The sequence below is a fragment of the Euzebyella marina genome (assembly GCF_014855515.1).
Lineage (GTDB): Bacteria > Bacteroidota > Bacteroidia > Flavobacteriales > Flavobacteriaceae > Euzebyella > Euzebyella marina.
This window is the reverse complement of the sequence record NZ_JACYFK010000006.1, coordinates 213,254-236,291: the sequence shown is the minus strand read 5'-3', so window position 1 is coordinate 236,291 and position 23,038 is coordinate 213,254. Positions and strand designations below refer to the sequence as shown.

The 23,038-nt window shown below is 41.8% G+C and carries 12 protein-coding genes; 6 read left to right on the top strand and 6 right to left on the bottom strand.

What is annotated here, in order from left to right:
- Position 1: 1 nt before the first annotated feature.
- On the bottom strand, positions 2-3,148 hold the full coding sequence (locus IL356_RS19530) for a SusC/RagA family TonB-linked outer membrane protein (protein WP_121847828.1): 3,147 nt from the start codon (positions 3,146-3,148) through the stop codon (positions 2-4).
- 192 nt (positions 3,149-3,340) lie between these two features.
- Entirely contained in the window at positions 3,341-6,517 is a 3,177-nt protein-coding gene (locus IL356_RS19525; protein ID WP_121847829.1) for a PVC-type heme-binding CxxCH protein, read from the bottom strand.
- Between the two features lie 338 nt (positions 6,518-6,855).
- On the opposite strand from IL356_RS19525, the gene IL356_RS19520 reads away from it, so the two are divergent.
- The 5 genes from IL356_RS19520 (at position 6,856) to IL356_RS19500 (ending at position 13,098) form a co-directional block, all read left to right on the top strand.
- A complete protein-coding gene (locus IL356_RS19520) occupies positions 6,856-7,743 on the top strand; it encodes an AraC family transcriptional regulator (RefSeq protein ID WP_121847830.1) in 888 nt (295 codons plus the stop codon).
- Positions 7,744-7,918: 175 nt separating this feature from the next.
- On the top strand, positions 7,919-8,770 hold the full coding sequence (locus tag IL356_RS19515) for a sugar phosphate isomerase/epimerase family protein (protein ID WP_121847831.1): 852 nt from the start codon (positions 7,919-7,921) through the stop codon (positions 8,768-8,770).
- 9 nt (positions 8,771-8,779) lie between these two features.
- Positions 8,780-9,898, top strand: coding sequence for a ThuA domain-containing protein (locus IL356_RS19510; protein ID WP_121847832.1), 1,119 nt, complete (start codon positions 8,780-8,782; stop codon positions 9,896-9,898).
- Between the two features lie 14 nt (positions 9,899-9,912).
- A complete protein-coding gene (locus IL356_RS19505) occupies positions 9,913-11,508 on the top strand; it encodes a sulfatase (RefSeq protein ID WP_121850606.1) in 1,596 nt (531 codons plus the stop codon).
- Between the two features lie 54 nt (positions 11,509-11,562).
- Entirely contained in the window at positions 11,563-13,098 is a 1,536-nt protein-coding gene (locus tag IL356_RS19500; RefSeq protein ID WP_121847833.1) for a sulfatase-like hydrolase/transferase, read from the top strand.
- Positions 13,099-13,109: 11 nt separating this feature from the next.
- Here IL356_RS19500 and IL356_RS19495 read toward each other — a convergent pair whose 3' ends face one another.
- From IL356_RS19495 to IL356_RS19480, 4 genes are all read right to left on the bottom strand, one after another.
- Positions 13,110-13,964, bottom strand: a complete 855-nt coding sequence (locus tag IL356_RS19495; protein WP_121847834.1) for a DMT family transporter — start codon at positions 13,962-13,964, stop codon at positions 13,110-13,112.
- Positions 13,965-14,069: 105 nt separating this feature from the next.
- Positions 14,070-15,536 (bottom strand): glutamate synthase subunit beta, encoded by a 1,467-nt coding sequence (locus IL356_RS19490; protein WP_121847835.1) that lies wholly within the window; start codon positions 15,534-15,536, stop codon positions 14,070-14,072.
- A gap of 9 nt (positions 15,537-15,545) precedes the next feature.
- Positions 15,546-20,054, bottom strand: a complete 4,509-nt coding sequence (gene gltB / locus IL356_RS19485) for a glutamate synthase large subunit (protein WP_121847836.1) — start codon at positions 20,052-20,054, stop codon at positions 15,546-15,548.
- 326 nt (positions 20,055-20,380) lie between these two features.
- Positions 20,381-21,523 (bottom strand): acyl-CoA dehydrogenase, encoded by a 1,143-nt coding sequence (locus tag IL356_RS19480; RefSeq protein WP_121847837.1) that lies wholly within the window; start codon positions 21,521-21,523, stop codon positions 20,381-20,383.
- Positions 21,524-21,796: 273 nt separating this feature from the next.
- Here IL356_RS19480 and IL356_RS19475 point away from each other — a divergent pair, with 273 nt between their 5' ends.
- Positions 21,797-23,029, top strand: coding sequence for a Glu/Leu/Phe/Val dehydrogenase dimerization domain-containing protein (locus IL356_RS19475; RefSeq protein WP_121847838.1), 1,233 nt, complete (start codon positions 21,797-21,799; stop codon positions 23,027-23,029).
- Positions 23,030-23,038: the final 9 nt, after the last annotated feature.

Here is a 23,038-nt window from a genome sequence, read left to right as displayed (position 1 = left end):
ATTATAATCCTACGTTAAGGCCAAGCATGAATATTCTCGGTCTTGGATAATCATACAGTGAAAAACCTTGATCAAAAGTGCCCCCACCGTTCGAACTTTCTGGGTCGTAACCCGGAAATTTGGTAGACACAAAGAAGTTCTGTACCGAAGTGTACAACCTTAGTCGGCTCAAATGAAGTTTTTGAACCAATTCTGGCTGAAACACATATGATAGCATTAGGTTTCTGCCTCTTAGAAATGAGGCATCTTTCAATTTGCCTGAGTCATTATTAGTATCGTAACCAGCGGCAATCGGCCTAATTTGGGCTATATCGGTGTCTTGGTTGTCAGGTGTCCACGCATTAAGAACTGTCTTAAAGCTATTGGCGATGGTTTGCCTGTCTTCTGCCGAATGTTCGTCTCGGTACATAAGACTATTGCCATATTGAAATTGAAGATCTACCAACAATTCAAGATTTCCGTATCTGAAAGTGTTACTGAAGGTACCAAAGCCATCAGGAATACCTTTGCCGATTATGGCCCTATCATCACTATTTATGGCTCCGTCGTTATTTAGGTCTCTGTATTTGATATCTCCCGGTAATCTGTCGTAAATGGCAGCTTGTTCGGCTTCGTCAGTGTTCCAAGTACCCTCATCAATGTAGCCAAAGAACGTACCCACGGGTTCGCCAACACGAATTAGGGTAGAGCCAAGAAATATGTCAGATCCTCCCGATAGGGCCAATACTTCGTTTTTATTGATGGAAATATTAAAGTTAGAACTCCAACCGAACATCTCATTGTCAAAATTGATGGTATTCAAATTGATTTCAACCCCTTTGTTTTCCATACTACCCACGTTTCTGTACACATTGGTAAAGCCGCTTGCGGAAGGTACCGGGGCATCGAGCAACATGTCAGAAGTAAGTTTGCGGTAAAAATCTAACTCCAATGCTATGCGATTGTTGAACAAACCTATTTCGACACCCGCATCAACCTGTTCGGTTTTTTCCCACCTTAAATCCGGGTTGGCCATTCTTTGTGGTACACTGTAGGCCGCACGGTCGCCACCAAAGATGACCGATCCACTTTGCAGACCTGCCAATGCCCGATATGCTGGAATTTCAGAGTTTCCTGTCGCCCCGTAACTGGCCCTGACCTTAAGGTTAGAAATAGTTTCGTTTTGCTTCAGAAAATCTTCCCCTGAAACTCGCCAAGCCAATGCCGCCGACGGAAAGAATGCAAATTGGTTTTCAGGTCCGAATTTTGAAGAACCGTCGGCCCTACCGGTCAATGTCAATAAGTATTTGTTCTTATAGTCGTAATTGACACGACCGAAATAAGAATTGAGTCCGTAAGCAACTTTACCGGAAGTCGGTGTTTGCGGATTTGATCCTGCCCCCAAGTTATTAAAGCCATAAAAGTCGTCGGCAAAACCTCGGGTAGAGGCCACTGCATTGAATTCGTCTACATGCTGCCATGAAAGACCGAGCATTGCAGTCAAAGAATTGTCTTCATTGAAATCTTTGGAGTACGTTAGATAATTCTCGAATTGCCACGAGTTAAAACGAGAGTTGGTAACAGAGGCTGCACCGTCTGGCATGGCAATGTACCTAAGGTCTCGACCGCCGTAATAATCGTTACGTTGGTTGATGATATTCGCACCGACCGTTGTTCTTAGTTGTAGATTGTCGGTAATTTTAATGTTGCTGTAAAAGTTACCCAATACTGTCTGGGTCTTTAAGAAATAGCGCCTGTCATTGGCTACGGCCACCGGGCTACCGCCACCTTCCATTCCTGGATAGTCAATATTGGATCCCCAGCTACCATCGTCGTATCGAACCGGTATAATAGGCAAAGCTTCTAACACTTGGCGCATGGTGGTGATACCGCCGCCACCTAATTGGTCGATTTGCTTTTCATTTTGGTCGTTATAGCTTAAACTACCTCCTACCTTTAACCAAGGCGTAATCTCAGTGTCTAGAGTAAAGCGACCTGAGAACCTTTTGAGCCATGATTCGACTATTAGACCTTCTTCGTCACGAAAGCCCATAAAAAGCCCGTAATTGGAATCTCTATCGCCTCCTGTGAAAGAGAGTTGGTGGTTTTGCGTAAATGCTGCCCTGATGGCTTCATCTTGCCAATCAGTGTCGTAAAGTGGGTTGCCCTCTGAATCGAATAAACGGGGATCGGTACGCTTTAAGCGGGGGTCGGTATAGCGACCGCCGGCCCAACCATCGGGATCAAACTTTTCTGCGTTCGCATAGGCAATCTCTTCGACCCTTAAGAATTCTTCCGAGTTTAAAAGTGGAATTTTTTTAGGCAAGGTGCCTAAGCTGAAGTCAGCATCGTAATTTAAGTGAGAGCCACCTGTAGTAGTACCTCTTTTTGTAGTTACCAAAATAACACCGTTGGCACCACGGGCCCCGTATATGGCTGTTGCCGAGGCATCTTTCAAAACCTCGATAGATTCAATGTCATTTGGGTTCATGTAGTCAATCGGTGTGCTGCCATTAGGTAGATTGACAGCATTTAAAATAACACCATCGACTACATAGAGTGGGGTATTCGCAATACTGACCGAAGTATTACCTCGAATACGAACAACGGTACGCCCACCTGGCCTACCGGAACCTGATGTTACATTCACCCCGGCGACCCTACCGGCCATCGCTTGGTTAAGCGAAGCAGCAGGCCTTTCGGCAAGTTCTTCCGATTTTACTGAACCGACGGCACCAGTTAAATCACTTTTCTTTTGGGTACCGTAACCGATAACGACTACTTCATCTAGGTTGGCCGCATCTTCTTTTAAAGATACATTAATGGATGTTTCTCCAGCCAATGGAATTTCTTGCGAGGCAAATCCAATATATGATACGACCAATACCGCATCTGGGTTGCTCACATCTAATTGAAAATTACCGTCAAAATCGGTTTGGGTACCGTTAGTCGTACCTTTTTCCACAATACTGGCACCTGCCAGCGGTTGATTGTTACTGTCAAGAATAGTACCGGTAATTGTGGTTTCTTGAAAGTAAGAAAAGCTCTCAAAATTAAAATTGTTGCTTAAGGAAACGTCATCTAATCTCGATGAGTTTCCATAAGAAACGCTACTGAAAGCCATTATCCAAAGGCTTAGGTAGTGTTTTGTTAATAGTAGTTTTTTCATAATGTAATTGGATTGAGTTTAAACGAATGGCTTCTAATCCACCATCAATCCAAAGGTATATTCGCACTAAGCTCGAATCCACCTCTTACATTGCAAATAGTTCTATTTTTTTGTCTTTAAAATATGAAGTTGTTAAATTAAATGCGACAATAAAGTGTTATTGATAAATAAATGTGCGAAAATTTGCACACTCTATTTAAAAGGATGTTCCTTTAACAGCTCTTCTGAAGTATAGAAACCTTGCTTATTCTTCACCTTGTCTCTAACCTGTTTAACCTTTTCGGGGGAAATAGGTACAGCTTCATTACCAAATGAATTTCTCACAAAAGTCAGTACCGAAGCCATTTCTTCATCATTGAGCATACCACCAAACGGTGTCATTGGAACTTGACCTGGGAATTTCTTGCCGTTTACTTCGATGGGCCCGATCATTCCTTTTAAGGTCAATTTAATCAAGCGTTCTTCATCTCCGGTGGCCCATTCAGAGCCTGCCAATGGTGGGAAACCTGAACTCTCTAATCCTTTTCCGTCAGGCTGGTGGCATGTAGCACAAAAGCCTTCCCGCTCATAAATTTCCTGACCGGCGAGAAGTAGTTCAAGGTCACGGCCCTTGAGGCTGGTTTCGATTATTTCCTTCGGTTCTTCACCTAAATTATGTCCATTCAAATGCGCTAGGGCAGCTTCGTAAGGTTTTTGCATCCATTTGTCGAGGCCTTTTTTACCAGCTTCGGTTACAATGGGTATCCCTACTTCCTTATCCATCCAAGAGGCTGCTACCAAAGCAGCCAACCGTACCCTCGGATTATCATCTTTAGCGGCCTGCATAAGCAAATCTCCTTTATCGGCAACTTGATTACCGCTAAAGCGTAAGACGCCAACAGCTGCAGCTCTCGCCTTGTAATCTTTTGCTTTCATTAGACTTTTGAGCAAGTTTTGGTCAATGTCATTCAATCCCCACGAAACCCAAAGGGCTTCTAAAAGGTTATGTTCGTAATTGCTATCGTTCTTATCTAAATTGGAGACCCATGAATTCAATTTGGACAAAACTTCTTCTTTATCCCTAGCACGCAATTCTCTTCTTGTACGGTAACGGGTTCTATATTCTGGCAGCTTTAAGTTTTCAAGCAATTGATCGATAGTTGCACCGTCAACCTTTGCCGGTTCTACCAAGGGTCTTGATGGGTAGGTGATTCTATAGATTCTACCATGTGCGTGGTCTCTAAGTGGATCCCGTGCGTTGTGTTGCATATGCCCGATCAAAACGTTGCTCCAGTCAATTAGGTATAATGATCCGTCAGGGGCAAACTCCATATCTACAGGTCTGAAATTTTTATCGCTCGAAAAGACCAGGTCTTGTCTGTGCTTACTTAGATAGCCTGCTGTATTGGGATCATCGACCATGGTGTGTTGTTTGGTGCCCAAGAAACCAATGGTGTTGTTGATCAATAAATCTCCTTGAATATTATCAGGAAAATGCCTACTTGATACAAATTCAAGCCCTGAAGTGGGGCGAACGCGATGTTTGTCTTCTATTAAATTTTCTGGTAGCGGATTCGCTTGTCCGTACCTAGGAAAAATAGAGCCAGGCATCATCCATGTCATATCGGGCCCCGAAGTGTGTGCAAAGAAATATTGGCCCCAATCATCGAAAGCAATTCCCCATGGGTTTGGTATGGGCAATTGAGCTGTTCTTTCTAAATGATGTTGCTGAGGGCTATAGCGATAAAAGCCGCCGTTGGTGGCGCGAACCGTACCATATGCCGTTTCAACATTGGTATGTAAAAAAACACCTTCACCCATATAAAGGGCGCCTGAAGGGTCTGTGGTAAATGCGCTGATGGCATGGTGGGTATCATGGTCATCAAAACCACTTAAGATAATTTCACGCTCATCGGCGTGGTCATCGCCATCGGTATCTTTTAATAGAATTAAATTGGTACCCTGAGATACATAAACCCCTTCAGGAGCGAATTCAAAACCAATGGTAAGATGCAGGCCATCAGCAAAGATGGTTTGCTTGTCGGCCTTATTGTCTCCATCGGTGTCCTCCAAAATGAGCAGTTTGTCGTTTGGTTTTGAATCTCCCGGTTTGTAGTGTGGGTAGCTGGGCATAACCCCGACCCATAGGCGACCTTTGTTGTCAAAGGAAACCTGAACCGGATTGGCCAAATCGGGAAACTCTTGCTCGGAGGCGAACAATTCGATTTTATAGCCAGGCGCTACATTGATTTCGTTCAAGGCGTCCTCGCCATATAGATATTTTGGGGTTCCGTTTTTGTCGCTTTCTTTGTAATTGGTCTCTACCGGAGGTAATGTTCTGGTTCGGGAATCGGCCATCGCCAGGTCCATTTTCTCGCCGTGTAAAGCTTCCCAAATAGCGGTATCTCTAATTGCCGTCATTTGGCGAATTTTCTCGATTTCGAACGGATAGTTATCTGGCCCAAAAGGATCATATCTTCTACCATATGCATGAACGCCATTCGGTATTTTAAAGTCATTGTGCCAAAACCAGTTTTTTTCATTGACCGCTTCATTGACTAGAAGTCGGTTTGATTCGTTGCCATCTTCACCACCAAAAATTTCTGAAGCTAAAAGGGATGCCAATTTCTTGTATCCGAAATCATTAAGTTGAAAACCATCATTGGTAATGTCTTCACTTTCTTCAGCAATCCATTTTTGACTAGAGGCGAAGGCGTCAACGAAAAGCACACTATCTTGTTGGGCCACTTCTCGCATGGCATCAGTGTACAGTTTTAAATTCTTGTTTTCCTCTTCACCATTCGGTAAATCCATTTTTGAGGATAGGTCTTCATACGCTATCGGAGAAATAAGGGCTAGTTGCGGAGCACTCTTCCCGTTATATTTTTGGTTTTTGGTATGGGCAATAAAAGCTCTTAGCTCGGCCTTGTAATTCTCTAAACCGTCAGGGCCTTCAAACGATTCGTTGTAGCCGAAGAACGCTAAAATAACATCTGCTTTTAGTTCGGTAAGCCATTCATCTTCCGTTGGAAAATGGCCGATACTACCAGAGTCGTTGGCATGTTCGTTTTGATGGAATTTCTCGGCTCCTGGAAAAGCCCATGGGGAGTTTCTCGAAGAATGAGGTCTGAAACCCGGAGTATTACCCCCATCACACATATTTCTTATAAAAAGGGAATCAGCCGGAAAACGCATTTGTAATTCAGTCTCAAAATGACCGAAATTGATCATTCTTGAACAAAGGTTATTGCCAATAAGAACGATGTGCGAATTCGGATTGATTTGTAATCCGGCTTTTTTGTCATCATTGTCACAGCTTTCCAAGAATAAAAGAACGACTGGGAGAACGAGAAAAAGTATTTTGGTAAAAGGTCTTTTAAAAATTTTCATGGTTTAAAAGAAAGTGGTGTGAGGGTTAGGATTGAATTTTTTCGGTTCGGTACGTTTAGTTTGATTTATGTATGAGATTGGTGTTTTCAATAACTATTTCAGAACAAATAATACTTGATTTAGAAAGGGATTTCTCTCCGATTACCAGATTCTTTAAAAAGCCCATTCTGAACACGTTTGCATTGTTAAATTCGTAATTTTTCACATAATAATACACGTATTCCTAATTTAATGTTGTAAAATTAAAACAGATTTTCAATAGAGATTTCCTGTTTCTTGCTAAAGGTTGGTACTTTTTTGTCATATATTTATCCGAATTTGAATTTTAAGAGAAATTTATGAGTACTCCAAGCATCGAAAAAACACTGACGGCAAAAGAGACTTTTATCTTCAAAGATCTCGTAGGGCCGCACTTTAATCCTATTTGGCACTTTCATCCAGAATTTCAAATTTCGTACATCGCCGAAGGTGAAGGTACCCGTTTTGTCGGTGATCATGTTCATAATTTTACAGTCGGTGACCTGGTCATGACGGGACCGAATTTACCTCACTTATGGAGGAGTTACGACCCTTATTTCGAGCCAGACAGTACCCTTCAGACTCGAGGTTTGGTCATTTATTTTGATAATGACCTTTTTAGTAAAACCCTTTTAGAGCACGAAGAGTTTTATGCTATCAACAAGTTGGTCGAGAATTCAAATCGAGGTATCGAATTCTATGGTGATACACCCGCAAAAATTTATGAACTGTTGATGCAAATTTCGCAAGAGCGTGGCTTTAAGCGAATTCTTAAACTGCTTGAAATTCTTGATATTTTGGCCCACACGAACGATTATTCATTATTGACAAGCCCTAGTTATGTCAATTCTTTTAAGGGTGGCGATTCTGAAAAAATGAGTATGGTCTATGACTATGTAATGAGCAATTTTAGAGATAAGATAGCTTTAGATGAGGTGGCCGAAATGTTGAACATGACAACATCATCTTTCTGTCGATATTTCAAGCCTAGAGCCAACAAGACTTTTACCAGATTTGTAAATGAGATCAGAATTGGCCATGCACGAAAATTGTTGTTGGAAGATAATTTTAATATTTCTCAAATTAGTTACGAATGTGGCTTCAACGCATTGTCTAATTTCAACCGCCAATTTAAGACCATTACAGGTTTGAGTCCGCACGAATACCGTCAAATGTTTTTTAATATCCAGTCTAACGAAAACGATTGAGTTGAAAAAAAATGTAGGTCTTTGGCAAAATAAAGGAACTATTGAAATATGTTAAAGTTTAGTTTTGTAACATTTCCCATAAAATAAAAGAAACTAGATTAACCAATAAATAAAGGCATTCAAGTGCAAGCGATGGAATGGAGACCATCTTTCACTTATAAACACACCATTGAATATGAAAATAGGCATGAACATGCTGCTTTGGACCAACCATGTTACGGAGCAACATTTTGATATAATTGACAAATTGAAACGTACCGGTTATGATGGTATAGAACTGTTTTTGGCTGAGGGTAATGAAAAACACTATGCCATGTTAGGTAGACATTTTACTGATATCGGTATGGGCGTCACCGCTGTTGGGGCGCTATCTCCCGAAGAAAACATCACTAGTCCCGATAAAAAGGTTCGTGAAGCGGGGCTTGATAAACTAAAATGGACCATCGATATGTCGGCCGCATCAAATGTTGAGGTCATATGCGGACCATTTCACTCAACCTTTGCCTTCTTTACCAGAAAACCGCCAACCCTCGAAGAGAAAAAATGGAGCGCTGAGATGCTCAGAAAGGCTGCCGAATATGCAGCGGAATCAAACATAATTTTGGCACCTGAAGCGGTTAATAGGTTTGAATGCTATCTCTACAATACCATGGCCGACCTTAAAGAAATGGTAGAAATGGTAGATCACCCCAATTTAGGGGCGATGTACGATACACATCATAGTAACATTGAAGAAAAAAGCCAAGAACAGGCTATAAAGACCATAGCTCCTTATTTGAAACATGTTCACATAAGTGAAAATGATAGGGGAACCCCAGGAAGCGGACAGGTCGATTTTGAATCTGCTTTTAAGGGGTTGCGAGATATTGACTATGACGGTTGGTTGACCATTGAAGCATTTAGTACCATTATTCCCGAATTTGCCAACGCCATTAATGTATGGCGAGATTATTCGCCAGCTGAAGAAATCTACACCAAAGGTTTTCAGTTAATAAAAGAAGGCATGAAAAGCGAACTTAAACTCTAATACCAAATCATGAAAAGAATATTGCCCTTAATCGCCTTTCTGTTGATTTTATCTTGTAAAGAAGAGAAAAAGAAAGAAGAGATTGTCGATGCAAAAGTACAGATGTCCAATGAGCCAAAGCAATGGCTTACGTTTGAAGGTAAGAGCGATGGTAAAAATATTGTCTTGATTGCTGGGGATGAAGAATACCGTTCCGAGGAGGCCCTTCCGCAATTGGCAAAGATTTTATCAAAACATCATGGTTTTAATTGTACGGTATTATTTGCTCAAGAAGAGACAAAACCTGGTATGGTGAATGCCAATTATCTGAAAAATATTCCTGGTCTTGAGGCTTTGGAAAGTGCTGATTTAATGGTGATTTTTACTAGATTTCGCGCCTTGCCTGATAATCAAATGAAATATATTGATGATTATCTGAAATCAGGAAAACCAGTGATGGGCATCAGAACGGCTACCCATGCCTTTAATTTCGACAAAGATTCCGATTCTAAGTATACCCAATATGGTAATTATTATGAAGGCGATATAGAAGAATGGCATGGCGGCTTCGGGCGATTGGTCTTAGGTGAAAAATGGATCAATCACCATGGTCACCATAAACATCAGAGTACAAAGGGAATTATTGCCGAAGGGGCGGAAGCAACCGGTATTGTTAATGGTATTGAAGATGGTGATGTTTGGGGGGCAAGCGATGTATATGGTGTACGGTTGCCTTTGGTAGGCGATGCTCAACCCATAATTCTGGGTAAGGTAATGAAACGAAAAGGTGAGTATGATGAAACGGACATATTTTTTGGTATGAAGCCGACCGATGACGAGCCTGCAACTACCAATAATGACGGACTTAAACTAAACGATCCTATGATGCCGGTCACCTGGGTGAAAAGTTATCAGTTGCCCGAAGGCGATAAGGGTAAAGCCTTTACGACTACCGTAGGGGCAGCTAACGACATGTTGATTGAGGGAACCCGTCGTTTATTGGTCAATGGTATTTTCTGGCTTTTAGACTTTGAGGTGCCTGAGAAAGCCAAGGTTGATTTGGTAGGTGATTACAAGCCTACAAAGTTTGAGTTTCGAAAAGATGAGTATTGGCCCGATAAAAAATTGATGATAGAAAGCCTTCAATAAGAAACATGACAGCTATGAAACTAATTTCAAAAATTCTAGTTTTTATAGCTGTTTTCTACCTTTTTGGCTGTAAAAGAGCAGGCGACTCCAAAAAACAAGATGCCTTAAAACCTAATGTACTTTTTATATTGGTAGATGATTTAGGTCTGTATGACCTCTCATTTACGGGAAGTACATATTATGAAACACCAAATGTTGACCGAATAGCCAAAGAAGGAACGGTCTTCACCCAAGGCTATGCTGCTAGTAGGGTATGCAGTCCGTCTAGGGCCAGCGTCATGACGGGCAGGTTTACGGCTAGGCATGGTATCACCGATTGGATAGGGGCGGCCCATGGTGCTGATTGGCGAAAGCATGATAGACATGACATGCTTTTACCCGCAGATTACGTTCATGCACTGCCTAAATCTGACATTTCCATTGCTGAAGCTTTTAAAACAAATGGGTATACCACTTTTTTCTCGGGTAAATGGCACTTAGGTGATCAGGGAAACTTTCCTGAGGATCACGGCTTCGATATTAATGTAGGCGGATGGGATAAGGGAAGTCCCATAGGGGGATATTTTTCTCCTTGGGAAAACCCAAAACTTTCCAACCAACAGAAAGGTGAGAACTTGAGCATGCGTCTCGCCAAGGAAACCGCAAAGTTTATTGAACAGAATAAGGATACTACTTTTTTCGCCTTCCTTTCCTTTTATGCAGTGCATGGGCCCATTCAAACTACCAAAGATAAATGGGCAAAATACCGCCAAAAAGCCAATGAGAAAGGCCTGACAAACGAAGGGTACAAAATGGAACGCGTTCTACCCATTAGACTGGTACAGGACAATCCCATTTACGCTGGTCTTGTAGAAAGTATGGATGATGCCGTTGGGGTAGTACTTGAGGCCTTAAAGACTTACGGTCTTGATGAAAATACCATTGTTGTGTTTACCTCTGATAACGGGGGCGTGGCCTCCGGAGATTCTTTTTCGACTTCTAATCTTCCTTTGAGAGGTGGTAAGGGCTATCAATGGGAGGGAGGCATTCGGGAGCCTTATTTCATCAAAGTTCCTTGGTTGAGTCAGAAGACTAAAGAAACTGATTTTCCTGTCACTGGCACCGATTTCTATCCCACCCTTTTAGATTTGGCAAATCTTGATTTGTTGCCAAGTCAACACATTGACGGGGTGAGCCTAAAGCCAATTCTTGAAGGAAAGCAAATGAGTGTTGAACGACCTCTTTACTGGCATTATCCCCACTATGGTAATCAAGGAGGGAATCCTTCATCGATAATTCGACTCGGAAATTGGAAGCTCATCCACTATTGGGAAGACGGAAATGATGAGCTCTATAATTTAACTAAAGACCCAAGCGAATCGTCGAACGTGGCCAATCAGAATCCTGTTGTTGCCAAAGAGTTAAGGGGAAAGCTTCTTGCTTGGCTTGAAGAAGTAGGAGCCCGTTACCCAAAACCCGATGAAAATTATAATAAAGATTTGGCTGAACGGAGGCATAAGTATATGATTGAAGAGAAATGGCCCGAACTGGAAAAGCAGCGAATGCTTTTTCTTTCAGAAGATTTTAAACCTAATGAAGATTGGTGGGGAAGCATGTCGACCAATGATTAAACGGTAATAGTATTTCTAACTGACTTCATTCAAAGTTCACTTTTACATAATACCATGAAAACTGTTTTACAAATACTAGTTTTGGCCCTTTTGCTAGTCTCCTGCAAACAAAATTCAAGCTCTGAAGATAATTCCGCTAGTAGTCAACCCAATTTTGTTTTTCTTTTTGCAGATGATCAGACTTATGAAAGTATTGCTGCCCTAGGTTTTGATGAGGTCCATACGCCCAACCTCGACCGCTTGGTCAAAAACGGAACTTCATTCAGCCATGCATATAATATGGGCGGGTGGAACGGTGCCATTTGTGTTGCTTCGCGAGCAATGATAATTTCCGGTACCTCGGTTTGGAATGCGCAAAAGAAAAGCCGGTTATGGGCTGAGGGTGATTCGATAGCTCTTGAACAAACTTGGGGAAAGTTGCTGGAAAAAGAAGGGTACAAAACATTTATGACAGGTAAATGGCATGTTGAAGCGGAGGCAGATTATGTATTTCAAACGGCGCAGCATGTAAGGCCTGGTATGCCTGGCGATAGAAGAAATGAACTGGGTGCGGCCATAAAAAAATGGAGAGAAGAGTCAGGCGATATGAAAGACTGGAACGATTATATGCCATCGGGCTATGGTCGTCCTACAGGTCCTGAGGATACGGATTGGTCACCGACCGATACGCTGATGGGCGGTTTTTGGGAAGGAGGCAAGCATTGGAGTGAAGTAGTAAAAGACGATGCACTACAGTACATTGAATCTGCGACCAAGGGCAATAGCCCATTCTTTATGTATTTGGCTTTCAATGCCACACATGACCCAAGACAGGCCCCGCAACGTTTTTTAGATATGTATCCGTTGGAAAATATTCGCGTACCCGAAAATTTTCTGCCCCAGTATCCGTACAAAGACAGCATAGGAAACGAACCCAGCTTGAGGGATGAGGCTCTGGCTCCCTACCCACGTACGGAATATGCCGTTAAAGTTCATCGACAGGAATATTATGCTCTTTTAAGCCATATGGATGAGCAAATTGGGAAAATTCTAGACAGATTAGAAGCCGAAGGAGCTTTAGAAAATACCTATGTTTTTTTCGGTGCCGACCACGGTCTCTCTGTTGGGCATCACGGATTGATCGGTAAGCAGAGTCTTTTTGATCACAGTATTCGAATTCCCTTAATGGTGATGGGGCCTGGTATTCCTAAAGGTGAAGTTCGCCATCAAGATGTTTATCTTCAAGACATCATGGCGACTACCTTAGAATTGGCGGAAATCGAGAAACCGGAATATGTTCAGTTCAATAGCTTCCATGATATCATTGATGGTACGCGTTCTCAAAGCCATTATAACGGAATTTACGGAGCTTATATGAACCTTCAACGTATGATTCGTAAAGATGGGTTTAAGCTTTTGGTGTATCCTAAAATTAAAAAGGTGCTGTTGTTCGACCTGCAAAATGATCCAAAAGAAATGAACGATTTATCGGAAACATTGGAGTATGCTTCAAAGGTTGAATCTTTATTTTCTGATTTAATCGAGCTTCAGAAAGAAATGGACGACCCACTTTCCCTAAAGGAGCTCTACGACGAAGTTATTCAGAAGTAATTTGAAGAAATTCAGACTTGCTTGGGTTTCATTTTTGATTTATAGACAACATTAGCCACCAAGCCAGAAACAATTAATACAATACCTAACAAACTATAAACGGTGTAAATCTCGCCAAGCCAGACAAACCCTAAAATTCCTGTAAAAAGCACTTCTAGATATTTTAACGGAGCTACGAGGTTGTTCGCTGCGATTTGAAAAGCTTTGGTCATGAAAAATTGGCCTACAAAACCGAATATACCAAGCCCCGAGAAAAGTAGCCAATCTGAACCAATAGGTGTTTTCCAGTAGGGAATAACCATGATACCACCGAAAAGAGTCGCAGCCAACATAAAGTAATTGATTATTACGATGGGGTGGTCCCTTTTACCAATTTTACCAATACAGATATATACAAGGCCACTTAGTACGGCTGCCGACAGAATGAGACCTAAACCAATATTGTTGACATTGGTGTCAAATCCCTTCAATATGATTACTCCGGTAAAAGAGACGATAAAAAAAAGCCATTGTGGGAGTTTAATTTTTTCTTTTAAAAAGTAAATGGCGAATATGGCCGAGAAAATCGGTGCGAGGTACCGCAATGAGACAGCGGTTGCGGCCGATAAATACTTCATTGAGGCAAAGAACAGGGTCATTGATGAGGTGCCAGTAATTGCCCTTAAAACCAATAATTTTTTCTCATTGCCCCAAAAGTTGAGCTTCAATCGGTAAATGATTGCCATGGTGATTACTAAAGAGCCAAGCGCCCTAAAAAAGACAATTTCGTAGACATTGTAACCGGTCAGCTGCTTTACCATGGTATTCATTATGGTAAAGGAAAGTGCCCCCAGGGTCATATAGGTCAGTACTTTTTTTAAATTCATCTAGGCTTTACGATTCTTAACGATTTTTACATCGATTAAAAAAAAATCCAACCCAATGATGGGCTGGATGTCTTTTCTATTCTGAGGATCGCCCTCAAGTATTGACTAAACCCTGGGCAGGTCGCCTTCGCCTTTTAAAGGAAGTTCTGATTCTCCCATGAGATAGGCGTCAACATAGTGAGCTGCTTGCCTACCCTCTGATATGGCCCATACGATAAGCGATTGGCCACGACGTTGGTCACCTGCGGCAAATACGCCAGGCACATTGGTCATGTAATCGTTCTCCGCCGCTTTGATGTTATTTCTGCCATCGGCTTTAAGGCCCAACTGCTCGGCAATTGTCATTTCAGAACCTGTAAAACCTAATGCCAATAAGGCAAGTTCACATTTCCATTCTTTCTCCGTTCCTTCTACTTCTTTTAGAATCATGGCCTTACCGGGCTGTCTTACCCATTCTACTTCGGTAGTAATTAGGCCCTTTAGGTTTCCTTTTTCGTCTCCGATAAACTTTTTGGTCGATATGCTGAAAAACCGCTCGGCACCTTCTTTGTGAGATGAGCTCGTTCTAAGTCGCATTGGCCAAAAAGGCCAAGGTTGACCTTCCGGTCTTTCAGGTGTTGACATTGGCATAATCTCGAAATTAGATACAGAGTTGGCACCGTGACGTATGGAGGTTCCGATACAGTCAGATCCGGTATCACCACCACCGATAACGATTACATCTTTACCGGTAGCCATAATTTCATTCTCGAATTCTTTAACGCCCGAAACACGTCTATTGTTCTGCGGAAGAAAATCCATTGCCTGAACCACGCCTTTAAGGTCTGAGCCTTCAATCGGTAGGTTTCTACGTACGGTAGCACCACCACATAACACAATGGCATCAAAGTCTTTTTTCAATTCATCGGCTTTGACATCTTTGCCCACGTGCACTCCGCAATTGAACTCGATACCCTCTTCTTCCAAAACGGCCAATCTTCGGTCGATGATTGATTTTTCCATTTTAAAATCAGGTATTCCGTATCTCAAAAGGCCTCCAGGTTTTTCATCTCTTTCAAAAACGGTAACCAGATGACCAGCCCTGTTCAATTGCTGTGCGGCGGCAAGACCTGCAGGGCCTGAACCAACCACAGCTACTTTTTTACCGGTACGGGTTTTAGGTGGTTTGGCAGTAATCCATCCTTTTTTAAAGGCGGTTTCCGCAATGTTTTTTTCAATATTCTCTATGGTTACCGGGTCTTCGTTGATACCTAGTACACAAGCTTCTTCACATGGTGCCGGGCATAATCTTCCTGTAAACTCGGGGAAATTATTGGTGGCATGTAAAATTTCGGAGGCCTTATCCCATTTACCACGATATACGGCATCGTTGAAATCGGGAATAAGATTTCCTAATGGGCAACCACTATGGCAAAACGGTATACCGCAATCCATACATCGTGCACCTTGGTTTTTAAGTTCTGTTTCTTCTAAGGGTTTAGTGAATTCGTTATAGTTCTTAATACGCTCCTCGACGGGTGTATATGATTCTATTTTTCTATCGAATTCCAAAAATCCTGTAATCTTTCCCATTTCTCGATTTTATATCGTTTCTAATTTTTCTTTCTCTAATCGAATCAAAGCCTGTTTGTATTCTTCTGGCAATACTTTGATAAATTGTGGCAAACAAGTATCCCACTTTTCAAGTATTCTTTGTGCCAACGGGCTCATGGTCGAGTTGTAATGACTTTCAATCAAATCTTTTAGCTGTTTGATATCATTGTCTTCGGTCACCTCTAAAAGGTTCAATGCCTCGTTATTGCATCTGTTTCTGAAGGTCTTTTTCTCATCGAAAATATAAGCGATACCACCGCTCATACCGGCACCAAAGTTTCTACCTACTTCGCCAAGTATAACGGCAACACCCCCGGTCATATACTCGCAACCGTGGTCTCCGATTCCTTCAACGACAGCTTTAGCCCCAGAATTTCTCACGCAAAAACGCTCTCCAGCTTTACCATTGATGTAGGCTCTACCTGCAGTGGCTCCATAAAGTGTAACGTTACCGGTTATAACGTTGTTTTCCGGAACAATGGTCGAACCATCAGGCACTTTAACCACTAATTTGGCTCCTGAAAGTCCCTTGCCTAAATAATCATTGGTAGTACCGTTGACGGTCATGGTCAAACCTCTGGTAGCGAATGCACCGAAACTTTGACCTGCAGAACCAGTGAAATTGAGTTTCAAGGTATTGATAGGCAGACCTTGCGCCCCGTAAACCTTTGAAATTTCATTACTGATAATAGCACCAACTGCTCTATCGGTATTTTTAATCGGGAAATCTAGGGTTAACTTCTCTTTTCGGAACAAAGAAGGATTGGCCTTCGCAATTATATCGAACTCTATCGACTTATCGATATCGTGATCCTGCTTTTGGGTATTGTAGAACTTCGTTCCTGTTGGAACGTCTACTTGGTATAGAATAGGAGTCAAGTCAATACCGGCAGCTTTATAGTGCTCAATAGCGGCCTTTCTGTCCAATTTATGAACCTGACCTACCATTTCATTTACCGTACGGAAACCAAGCTGGGCCATTATCTCTCTCAATTCTTGGGCTACGAAATACATGTAATTGACAACATGTTCGGGCTTACCTTTAAATTTCTTTCTGAGTTCAGGGTTTTGTGTGGCTATACCAACAGGGCAAGTATTCAAATGGCATACACGCATCATAATACACCCGGAAGCAACTAACGGCGCAGTGGCAAAGCCAAATTCTTCAGCACCTAACAAACAGGCTACTGCTACGTCACGACCTGTCTTTAATTGACCGTCACATTCAAGCACAATCCTGTTTCTTAGGTCGTTCATTACCAATGTTTGCTGAGCTTCGGCAATACCCAGCTCCCAAGGTAGACCGGCGTGTTTAAGTGATGTTAACGGTGAAGCACCGGTGCCTCCATCAAAACCGGAAATAAGAACTACATCTGCTTTTGCTTTTGAAACACCAGCGGCGACGGTACCTACACCCACCTCTGAAACCAGTTTCACGTTGACACGTGCTTCGCGGTTCGCAGATTTAAGGTCGTAAATAAGTTGCGATAAATCTTCAATTGAATAAATATCGTGGTGCGGCGGTGGCGAAATCAATCCTACATAAGGAGTAGAATTTCGGGTCTTAGCAATCGAAGGATTTACTTTTGGTCCTGGTAATTGACCACCTTCGCCTGGCTTGGCACCTTGGGCCATTTTTATTTGAATTTCTTTGGCATTGGTCAGATAATCGGATGTTACGCCGAAACGACCTGAAGCCACCTGCTTAATGGCACTATTTCGCCAATCTCCAGTAGCATTTTTATAGAAACGTTCTGAATCTTCACCACCTTCACCAGAGTTGCTCTTACCTCCGATACGGTTCATGGCTATGGCCAAATTCTCATGGGCCTCTTTACTAATTGAACCGTAAGACATGGCACCTGTCTTAAATCTTTTGACGATTTCAGTCCAAGGTTCGACTTCTTCTAACGGAATTGGGTCAAAATTCGAGAATTCGAACAAACCGCGAATGGTCATCAAGTTTTTTGATTGTTCGTTGACCATTTCAGAGAACTCTTTATAAGTGCCAGGTTCATTTCCTCTAACCGCCTTTTGAAGTTTTGCAACGGTCAAAGGGTTAAACATGTGTTTTTCACCTTCACGTCTCCAACGATATTCACCTCCAATTTCTAAATCAAGCGTAGCTGCTACTTCTTTGGTAGCAAATGCCTTCTTGTGTCTTTTGGCGATTTCTTTCTCGATTTCGTAAAGCCCGATACCTTGAATTCTGGTTGGCGTATTCGGGAAGTATTTGCCTACCACAGTGGTATTGATTCCGATACATTCGAACAATTGAGAACCTCTGTATGAATTAAGGGTAGAGATACCAATTTTGTTCATCACCTTTAAAATACCTTTTCCGATAGCCTTATTGTAATTTTTAACGGCTTCTTCAAAAGTAAATTCGGTTATATCATGCTCCTCAATTTGTTCTCCGATAATCTCGTTGACCAAATACGGGTTGATGGCACTTGCACCGAAACCGAACAATAGACAGAAATGGTGTACCTCTCTTGGTTCGGCCGATTCGATGATGATGCTCATCTTGTTACGTTTGCCCATGCGCTGTAAACCACTGTTTACGAATGAGCAGGCCAATAGGGCAGGTATAGGTGCATCTTTCTCGTTAACATTTCTATCGGAAAGAATTAAAATGTTGGCACCTTCATCTACTGCTTTTGAAGCTTGCTGTAAAATAGATTCAAGAGCATCTTCGAGTCCGTTAAGGCCTCTTTCTATTTCGTAAAGAGTCGGTATAGATACTACCTTGTAGTCAGGACTGGCATCGTAATTTTTTATCTTGTCAAGGTCCTCTTTAGAGATAACCGGGTTCTGTATTTTGAGTTTTCTACAGTGAAGTTCCGAGAAATCAAAAATATTATGGTCACTTCCTAGGGTCAAGCTAATATCTGTAATCAGCTCTTCTCGAATACCGTCTAACGGCGGATTGGTCACCTGTGCGAACAACTGCTTAAAATAATTATATATCAACTGAGGACGCTGTGATAACACGGCAATTGGAGTGTCTGAACCCATAGAACCAATAGGTTCTTTGGCACTTTTACCCATTGGTAGAATGATGGTATTGATATCTTCCAAGGTATAACCGAATGCAGCCTTGCGTTTTTCTAGGGATGCTTCGCCCAAGAAAAGGGGGCAATCATTATAAGGTATATCCCTTAGGTGAACCAGGTTGTTGTCTAACCATTCTTTATAAGGATATTTCTTGGCGATATTTTCTTTGATCTCTTCATCGTTTATGATGCGACCCTCCTCCATATTTACCAAGAACATTTTACCAGGCTCTAATCGACCGTGAAATTCAATGTTTTCCGGAGCGATGTCAAGAACACCGGTTTCAGATGACATTATTACGTAGCCATCTTTAGTAACCGAATATCTTGATGGCCTAAGGCCGTTACGGTCTAATACGGCACCGATATAGTTTCCATCTGTGAACGGAATAGAGGCCGGACCATCCCAAGGCTCCATCATACAAGAATGGTACTCGTAAAAGGCCTTTTTTGCCTCTGACATGTCAGCATTCTTTTCCCAAGCTTCAGGCACTAAGATCATCATTACTTCTGGCAATGACCTTCCGGTCATTAATAGAAGCTCTACCACCATATCCATCGTGGCCGAATCTGACTTACCAGGTAAAATAACAGGAAGAATGTTTTTTATTTCATCGCCAAAAAGGTCGCTTTGAAGTAGCTCTTCGCGCGAACGCATTCTAGTTACGTTACCTCTTAAGGTGTTTATTTCACCATTATGGCACATATATCTAAAGGGTTGTGCCAAATCCCAAGTTGGGAAGGTGTTCGTTGAGAACCTCTGGTGTACCAAAGAAAGTCGGGTAACCACTCGGGGGTCCATCAAATCTTTATAGTAAAGACTAATGTCTTTCGGCATTAGTAGCCCTTTGAAAATAATAATCTTGGTAGATAGACTAGGAAGGTAGAAATACTTGCTTTCAGAAAGTTTAGACTTAATGATGGCATGTTCGGTAACCTTTCTAGCTACATAAAGTTTAAGGTTGAATTGAAAGATGTCTTGGTCGGCATCTTCTTTACCTATAAATACCTGTTTGACGAACGGCTCGGTTTCCATGGCTATTCTACCAGGTATGGAGCGATTTACCGGAACATCACGCCACCCTAGAAGTTTCAGCCCTTGTTTTTTTATGTTTTCTTCAAACAAAGAGATACAGTAATTTCTCTGATTCTCTTTTTGTGGTAAAAACATATTGCTCACGGCATATTCACCAGGTTCCGGAAGCTCAAATTCGCAAACGGCCTTAAAGAAGTCATGCGGTATATCAATAAGTATACCGGCGCCATCACCCGTTTTGCCATCTGCACTCACGGCACCTCTGTGCTCTAATCGGTGCAGAATTTCCAGGGCTTTATGAATGATGTCGTTCGACTTTTTACCTTTAAGACTACAAATGAATCCAGCTCCACAGTTGTCATGTTCAAATTCCGGCAGGTACAATCCTTGTTTCTTCAGCGTCATATATTATGGTATTTCCTCAAAAATAACTTTTTTGATGCATTATATACAGTGTTTTCGGGACAATCGAATAAAAATTCAACGTTTTTAATAAAACGTTAAAATATGTTTAAATATGGATTATCAACCCCTCTAAATTATCAGAATGGTAAATTTAGGCCATTACATTCATGTAATAAAGTTTTTGAAGGGGTCGGCGGTCAATAGATTGTCTTTTGTAACAAATAACCCTATCGATGAAAGGGTTTTGAACAAAATATGGAATTTTTAGTTGGTTGCACCCCTTATTTAAGAGGGGTGTTTGTATTGAATTGCTATAAGGTTGTGGCTTAATCCCGTAAAATCGACCTTGAAATGACTATTTTCTGAATCTCAGAAGTGCCTTCATAGATTTGCGTGATTTTCGCATCCCTCATAAGACGTTCTACGTGATAATCTTTAACAAAACCGTTTCCACCATGTATTTGAACGGCTTCTACAGCCGTATCCATTGCCACCTGAGAAGCATAAAGTTTAGCCATGGCGCCTGATAAATCGTAATTCTTTCCTTCATCTTTATCTCTGGCTGCTTTATAAACCAGTAGTCGCGCGGCTTCAATTTGTGTGTGCATGTCGGCTAACTTAAAGGCTATGGCCTGATGGTTGGCAATTTCGGTGCCGAATGCCTTTCTTTCTTTTGAGTATTTCAAGGCCAATTCATATGCCCCGGCAGCTATGCCTAAAGCTTGGGCGGCAATTCCGATTCTGCCCCCAGATAATGTTTTCATTGCAAACTTGAATCCGAAACCATCTTCGCCTATCCTATTTTCTTTGGGTACCTTGACGTCATTAAAAATGAGCGAGTGTGTATCGCTCCCACGAATGCCTAACTTGTTTTCTTTCGGGCCGATTTCGAATCCCTTCATGTCTTTTTCAACAATTAAGGCGTTGATTCCCTTATGTCCCTTTTCTTTATCGGTTTGGGCGATAACTAGATATACCTCTGCGGTACCACCATTAGTGATCCAGTTTTTGGTGCCGTTTAAAATGTAATGGTCGCCTTGGTCGATTGCAGTGGTTCTTTGAGAGGTGGCGTCGCTACCAGCTTCGGGTTCTGAAAGACAGAACGCACCAATAATTTCACCCGAGGCCAGACGGCTTAGGTATTTTTCTTTTTGTTGCTCGTTTCCAAAAGTTTCCAGCCCCCAGCATACCAATGAATTGTTGACCGAAACAACAACTGAAGTTGAGGCGTCTACCTTTGATAGTTCCTCCATGGCGATGACGTAAGAGAGGGTATCCATACCGCTGCCATTGTATTTTGGGTCTGTCATCATTCCTAAAAAACCGAGTTCTCCCAGTTTTTTGATTTGTTCTTTTGGGAAGGTTTGATTTTCATCTCTTTCGATGACACCGGGCAAAAGTTCATTCTGGGCAAAATCTCTTGCCGCCTGTCGTATCATTTCTTGTTCCTCAGAAAGTGAAAAATCCATAGTAGTTGTTGAGTGTTAGGGGGTTAACATTTTAGCCTTGAGATGGCTGTATAAGTACGTGTTCGATGCGCCGATTTGAAAGATACATTATTTTTAAGAGTAATTGTTAAAAGTATATAATACGGTCGCAAATTTTTATATTTGTCTGGCATCCTTAAAAATTGATTAAAAAATAAAATTATGAGACAGCATTAGCCCCTTTTGGGGTTCTACATAAGCAACTTTCGCATTTTTATTCGCACATCATCTGTCTTTTAATTTTAAATCAATTCAATGAAAGAATTACTTCATACTTACGAAAATAAACCGCCTGAAATTGTCTTTAACTGGAAAGATTCCCTTACGGATGCAGAGGGATGGACGGTAATTAATTCCCTAAGAGGGGGCGCTGCCGGGGGCGGCACCCGAATGCGTCAAGGTCTCGATATGAACGAGGTGCTTTCTTTGGCGAAGACCATGGAAGTCAAGTTTACGGTTTCTGGTCCTCCGATAGGCGGAGCTAAATCGGGAATTAATTTCGACCCCAATGATCCAAGAAAAAAAGGCGTTCTCGAACGCTGGTACCATGCGGTATCGCCATTGCTGAAAAGCTATTATGGTACTGGGGGCGACTTAAATGTTGATGAAATTCACGAAGTGATTCCCATTACCGAAGATGCCGGAGTGTGGCATCCGCAAGAAGGAGTTTTTAATGGTCATTTTAAGCCCACGGAGGCTGATAAGATAAATAGAATCGGACAGCTTCGCTTAGGGGTTATTAAGCCCATCGAAAATCTAAGTTATTCACCTGATACCTCTAGAAAATATACCGTTGCCGATATGATTACAGGCTTTGGTGTTGCCGAGGCGGTCAAACATTTCTACGAAATTTATGGGGGTGACGTAGTTGGTAAAAGGGCTGTTGTTCAAGGTTTTGGTAATGTCGGTGCGGCCGCTGCATATTATTTGGCCCAAATGGGCGCAAAAGTGGTCGGTATTATCGATAGGGCAGGTGGTTTGATCAATGAAGAGGGTTTTACCTACGATGAGATAAGGGCGCTTTTTTTGAAGAAAATGGGTAATACCCTAATTCCTGAATCTGGAAGTTTGATTTCCTTTGAGGAGATAAATGAAAGAATCTGGAAAATGCCGACGGAGATTTTTGCTCCTTGTGCCGCTTCCCGTCTAATAACAAAAAGTCAAATTGAATCAATGATTCAAAGTGGCCTTGAAGTGGTCTCGTGTGGTGCCAACGTTCCGTTCGCTGATAAAGAGATTTTCTTTGGGCCGATTATGGAATATGCCGATGGCAAGGTGAGTTTGATTCCTGATTTTATATCGAACTGTGGTATGGCCCGGGTGTTTGCATACTTTATGGAAAAAAGGGTTGCCATGGATGATGAAATGATATTTAATGATACTTCCCATACTATTAGGAAGGCAATTTTAAATATCTTTAGCCAAAATCCAACACCAAAAAATATCAGTAAAACCGCATTTGAAATTGCACTAAAACAACTAATATAAAACGAAGAG

Excerpts from the sequence above, each read along its gene's own strand:
- IL356_RS19525 (WP_121847829.1), bottom strand. The coding sequence starts at position 6,517 with ATGAAAATTTTTAAAAGACCTTTTACCAAAATACTTTTTCTCGTTCTC.
- IL356_RS19510 (WP_121847832.1), top strand. The coding sequence starts at position 8,780 with ATGAAAAGAATATTGCCCTTAATCGCCTTTCTGTTGATTTTATCTTGT.
- IL356_RS19530 (WP_121847828.1), bottom strand. The coding sequence starts at position 3,148 with ATGAAAAAACTACTATTAACAAAACACTACCTAAGCCTTTGGATAATG.
- gltB (WP_121847836.1), bottom strand. The coding sequence starts at position 20,054 with ATGACGCTGAAGAAACAAGGATTGTACCTGCCGGAATTTGAACATGAC.
- IL356_RS19495 (WP_121847834.1), bottom strand. The coding sequence starts at position 13,964 with ATGAATTTAAAAAAAGTACTGACCTATATGACCCTGGGGGCACTTTCC.
- IL356_RS19505 (WP_121850606.1), top strand. The coding sequence starts at position 9,913 with ATGAAACTAATTTCAAAAATTCTAGTTTTTATAGCTGTTTTCTACCTT.
- IL356_RS19475 (WP_121847838.1), top strand. The coding sequence starts at position 21,797 with ATGAAAGAATTACTTCATACTTACGAAAATAAACCGCCTGAAATTGTC.
- IL356_RS19490 (WP_121847835.1), bottom strand. The coding sequence starts at position 15,536 with ATGGGAAAGATTACAGGATTTTTGGAATTCGATAGAAAAATAGAATCA.
- IL356_RS19500 (WP_121847833.1), top strand. The coding sequence starts at position 11,563 with ATGAAAACTGTTTTACAAATACTAGTTTTGGCCCTTTTGCTAGTCTCC.
- IL356_RS19480 (WP_121847837.1), bottom strand. The coding sequence starts at position 21,523 with ATGGATTTTTCACTTTCTGAGGAACAAGAAATGATACGACAGGCGGCA.
- IL356_RS19520 (WP_121847830.1), top strand. The coding sequence starts at position 6,856 with ATGAGTACTCCAAGCATCGAAAAAACACTGACGGCAAAAGAGACTTTT.
- IL356_RS19515 (WP_121847831.1), top strand. The coding sequence starts at position 7,919 with ATGAAAATAGGCATGAACATGCTGCTTTGGACCAACCATGTTACGGAG.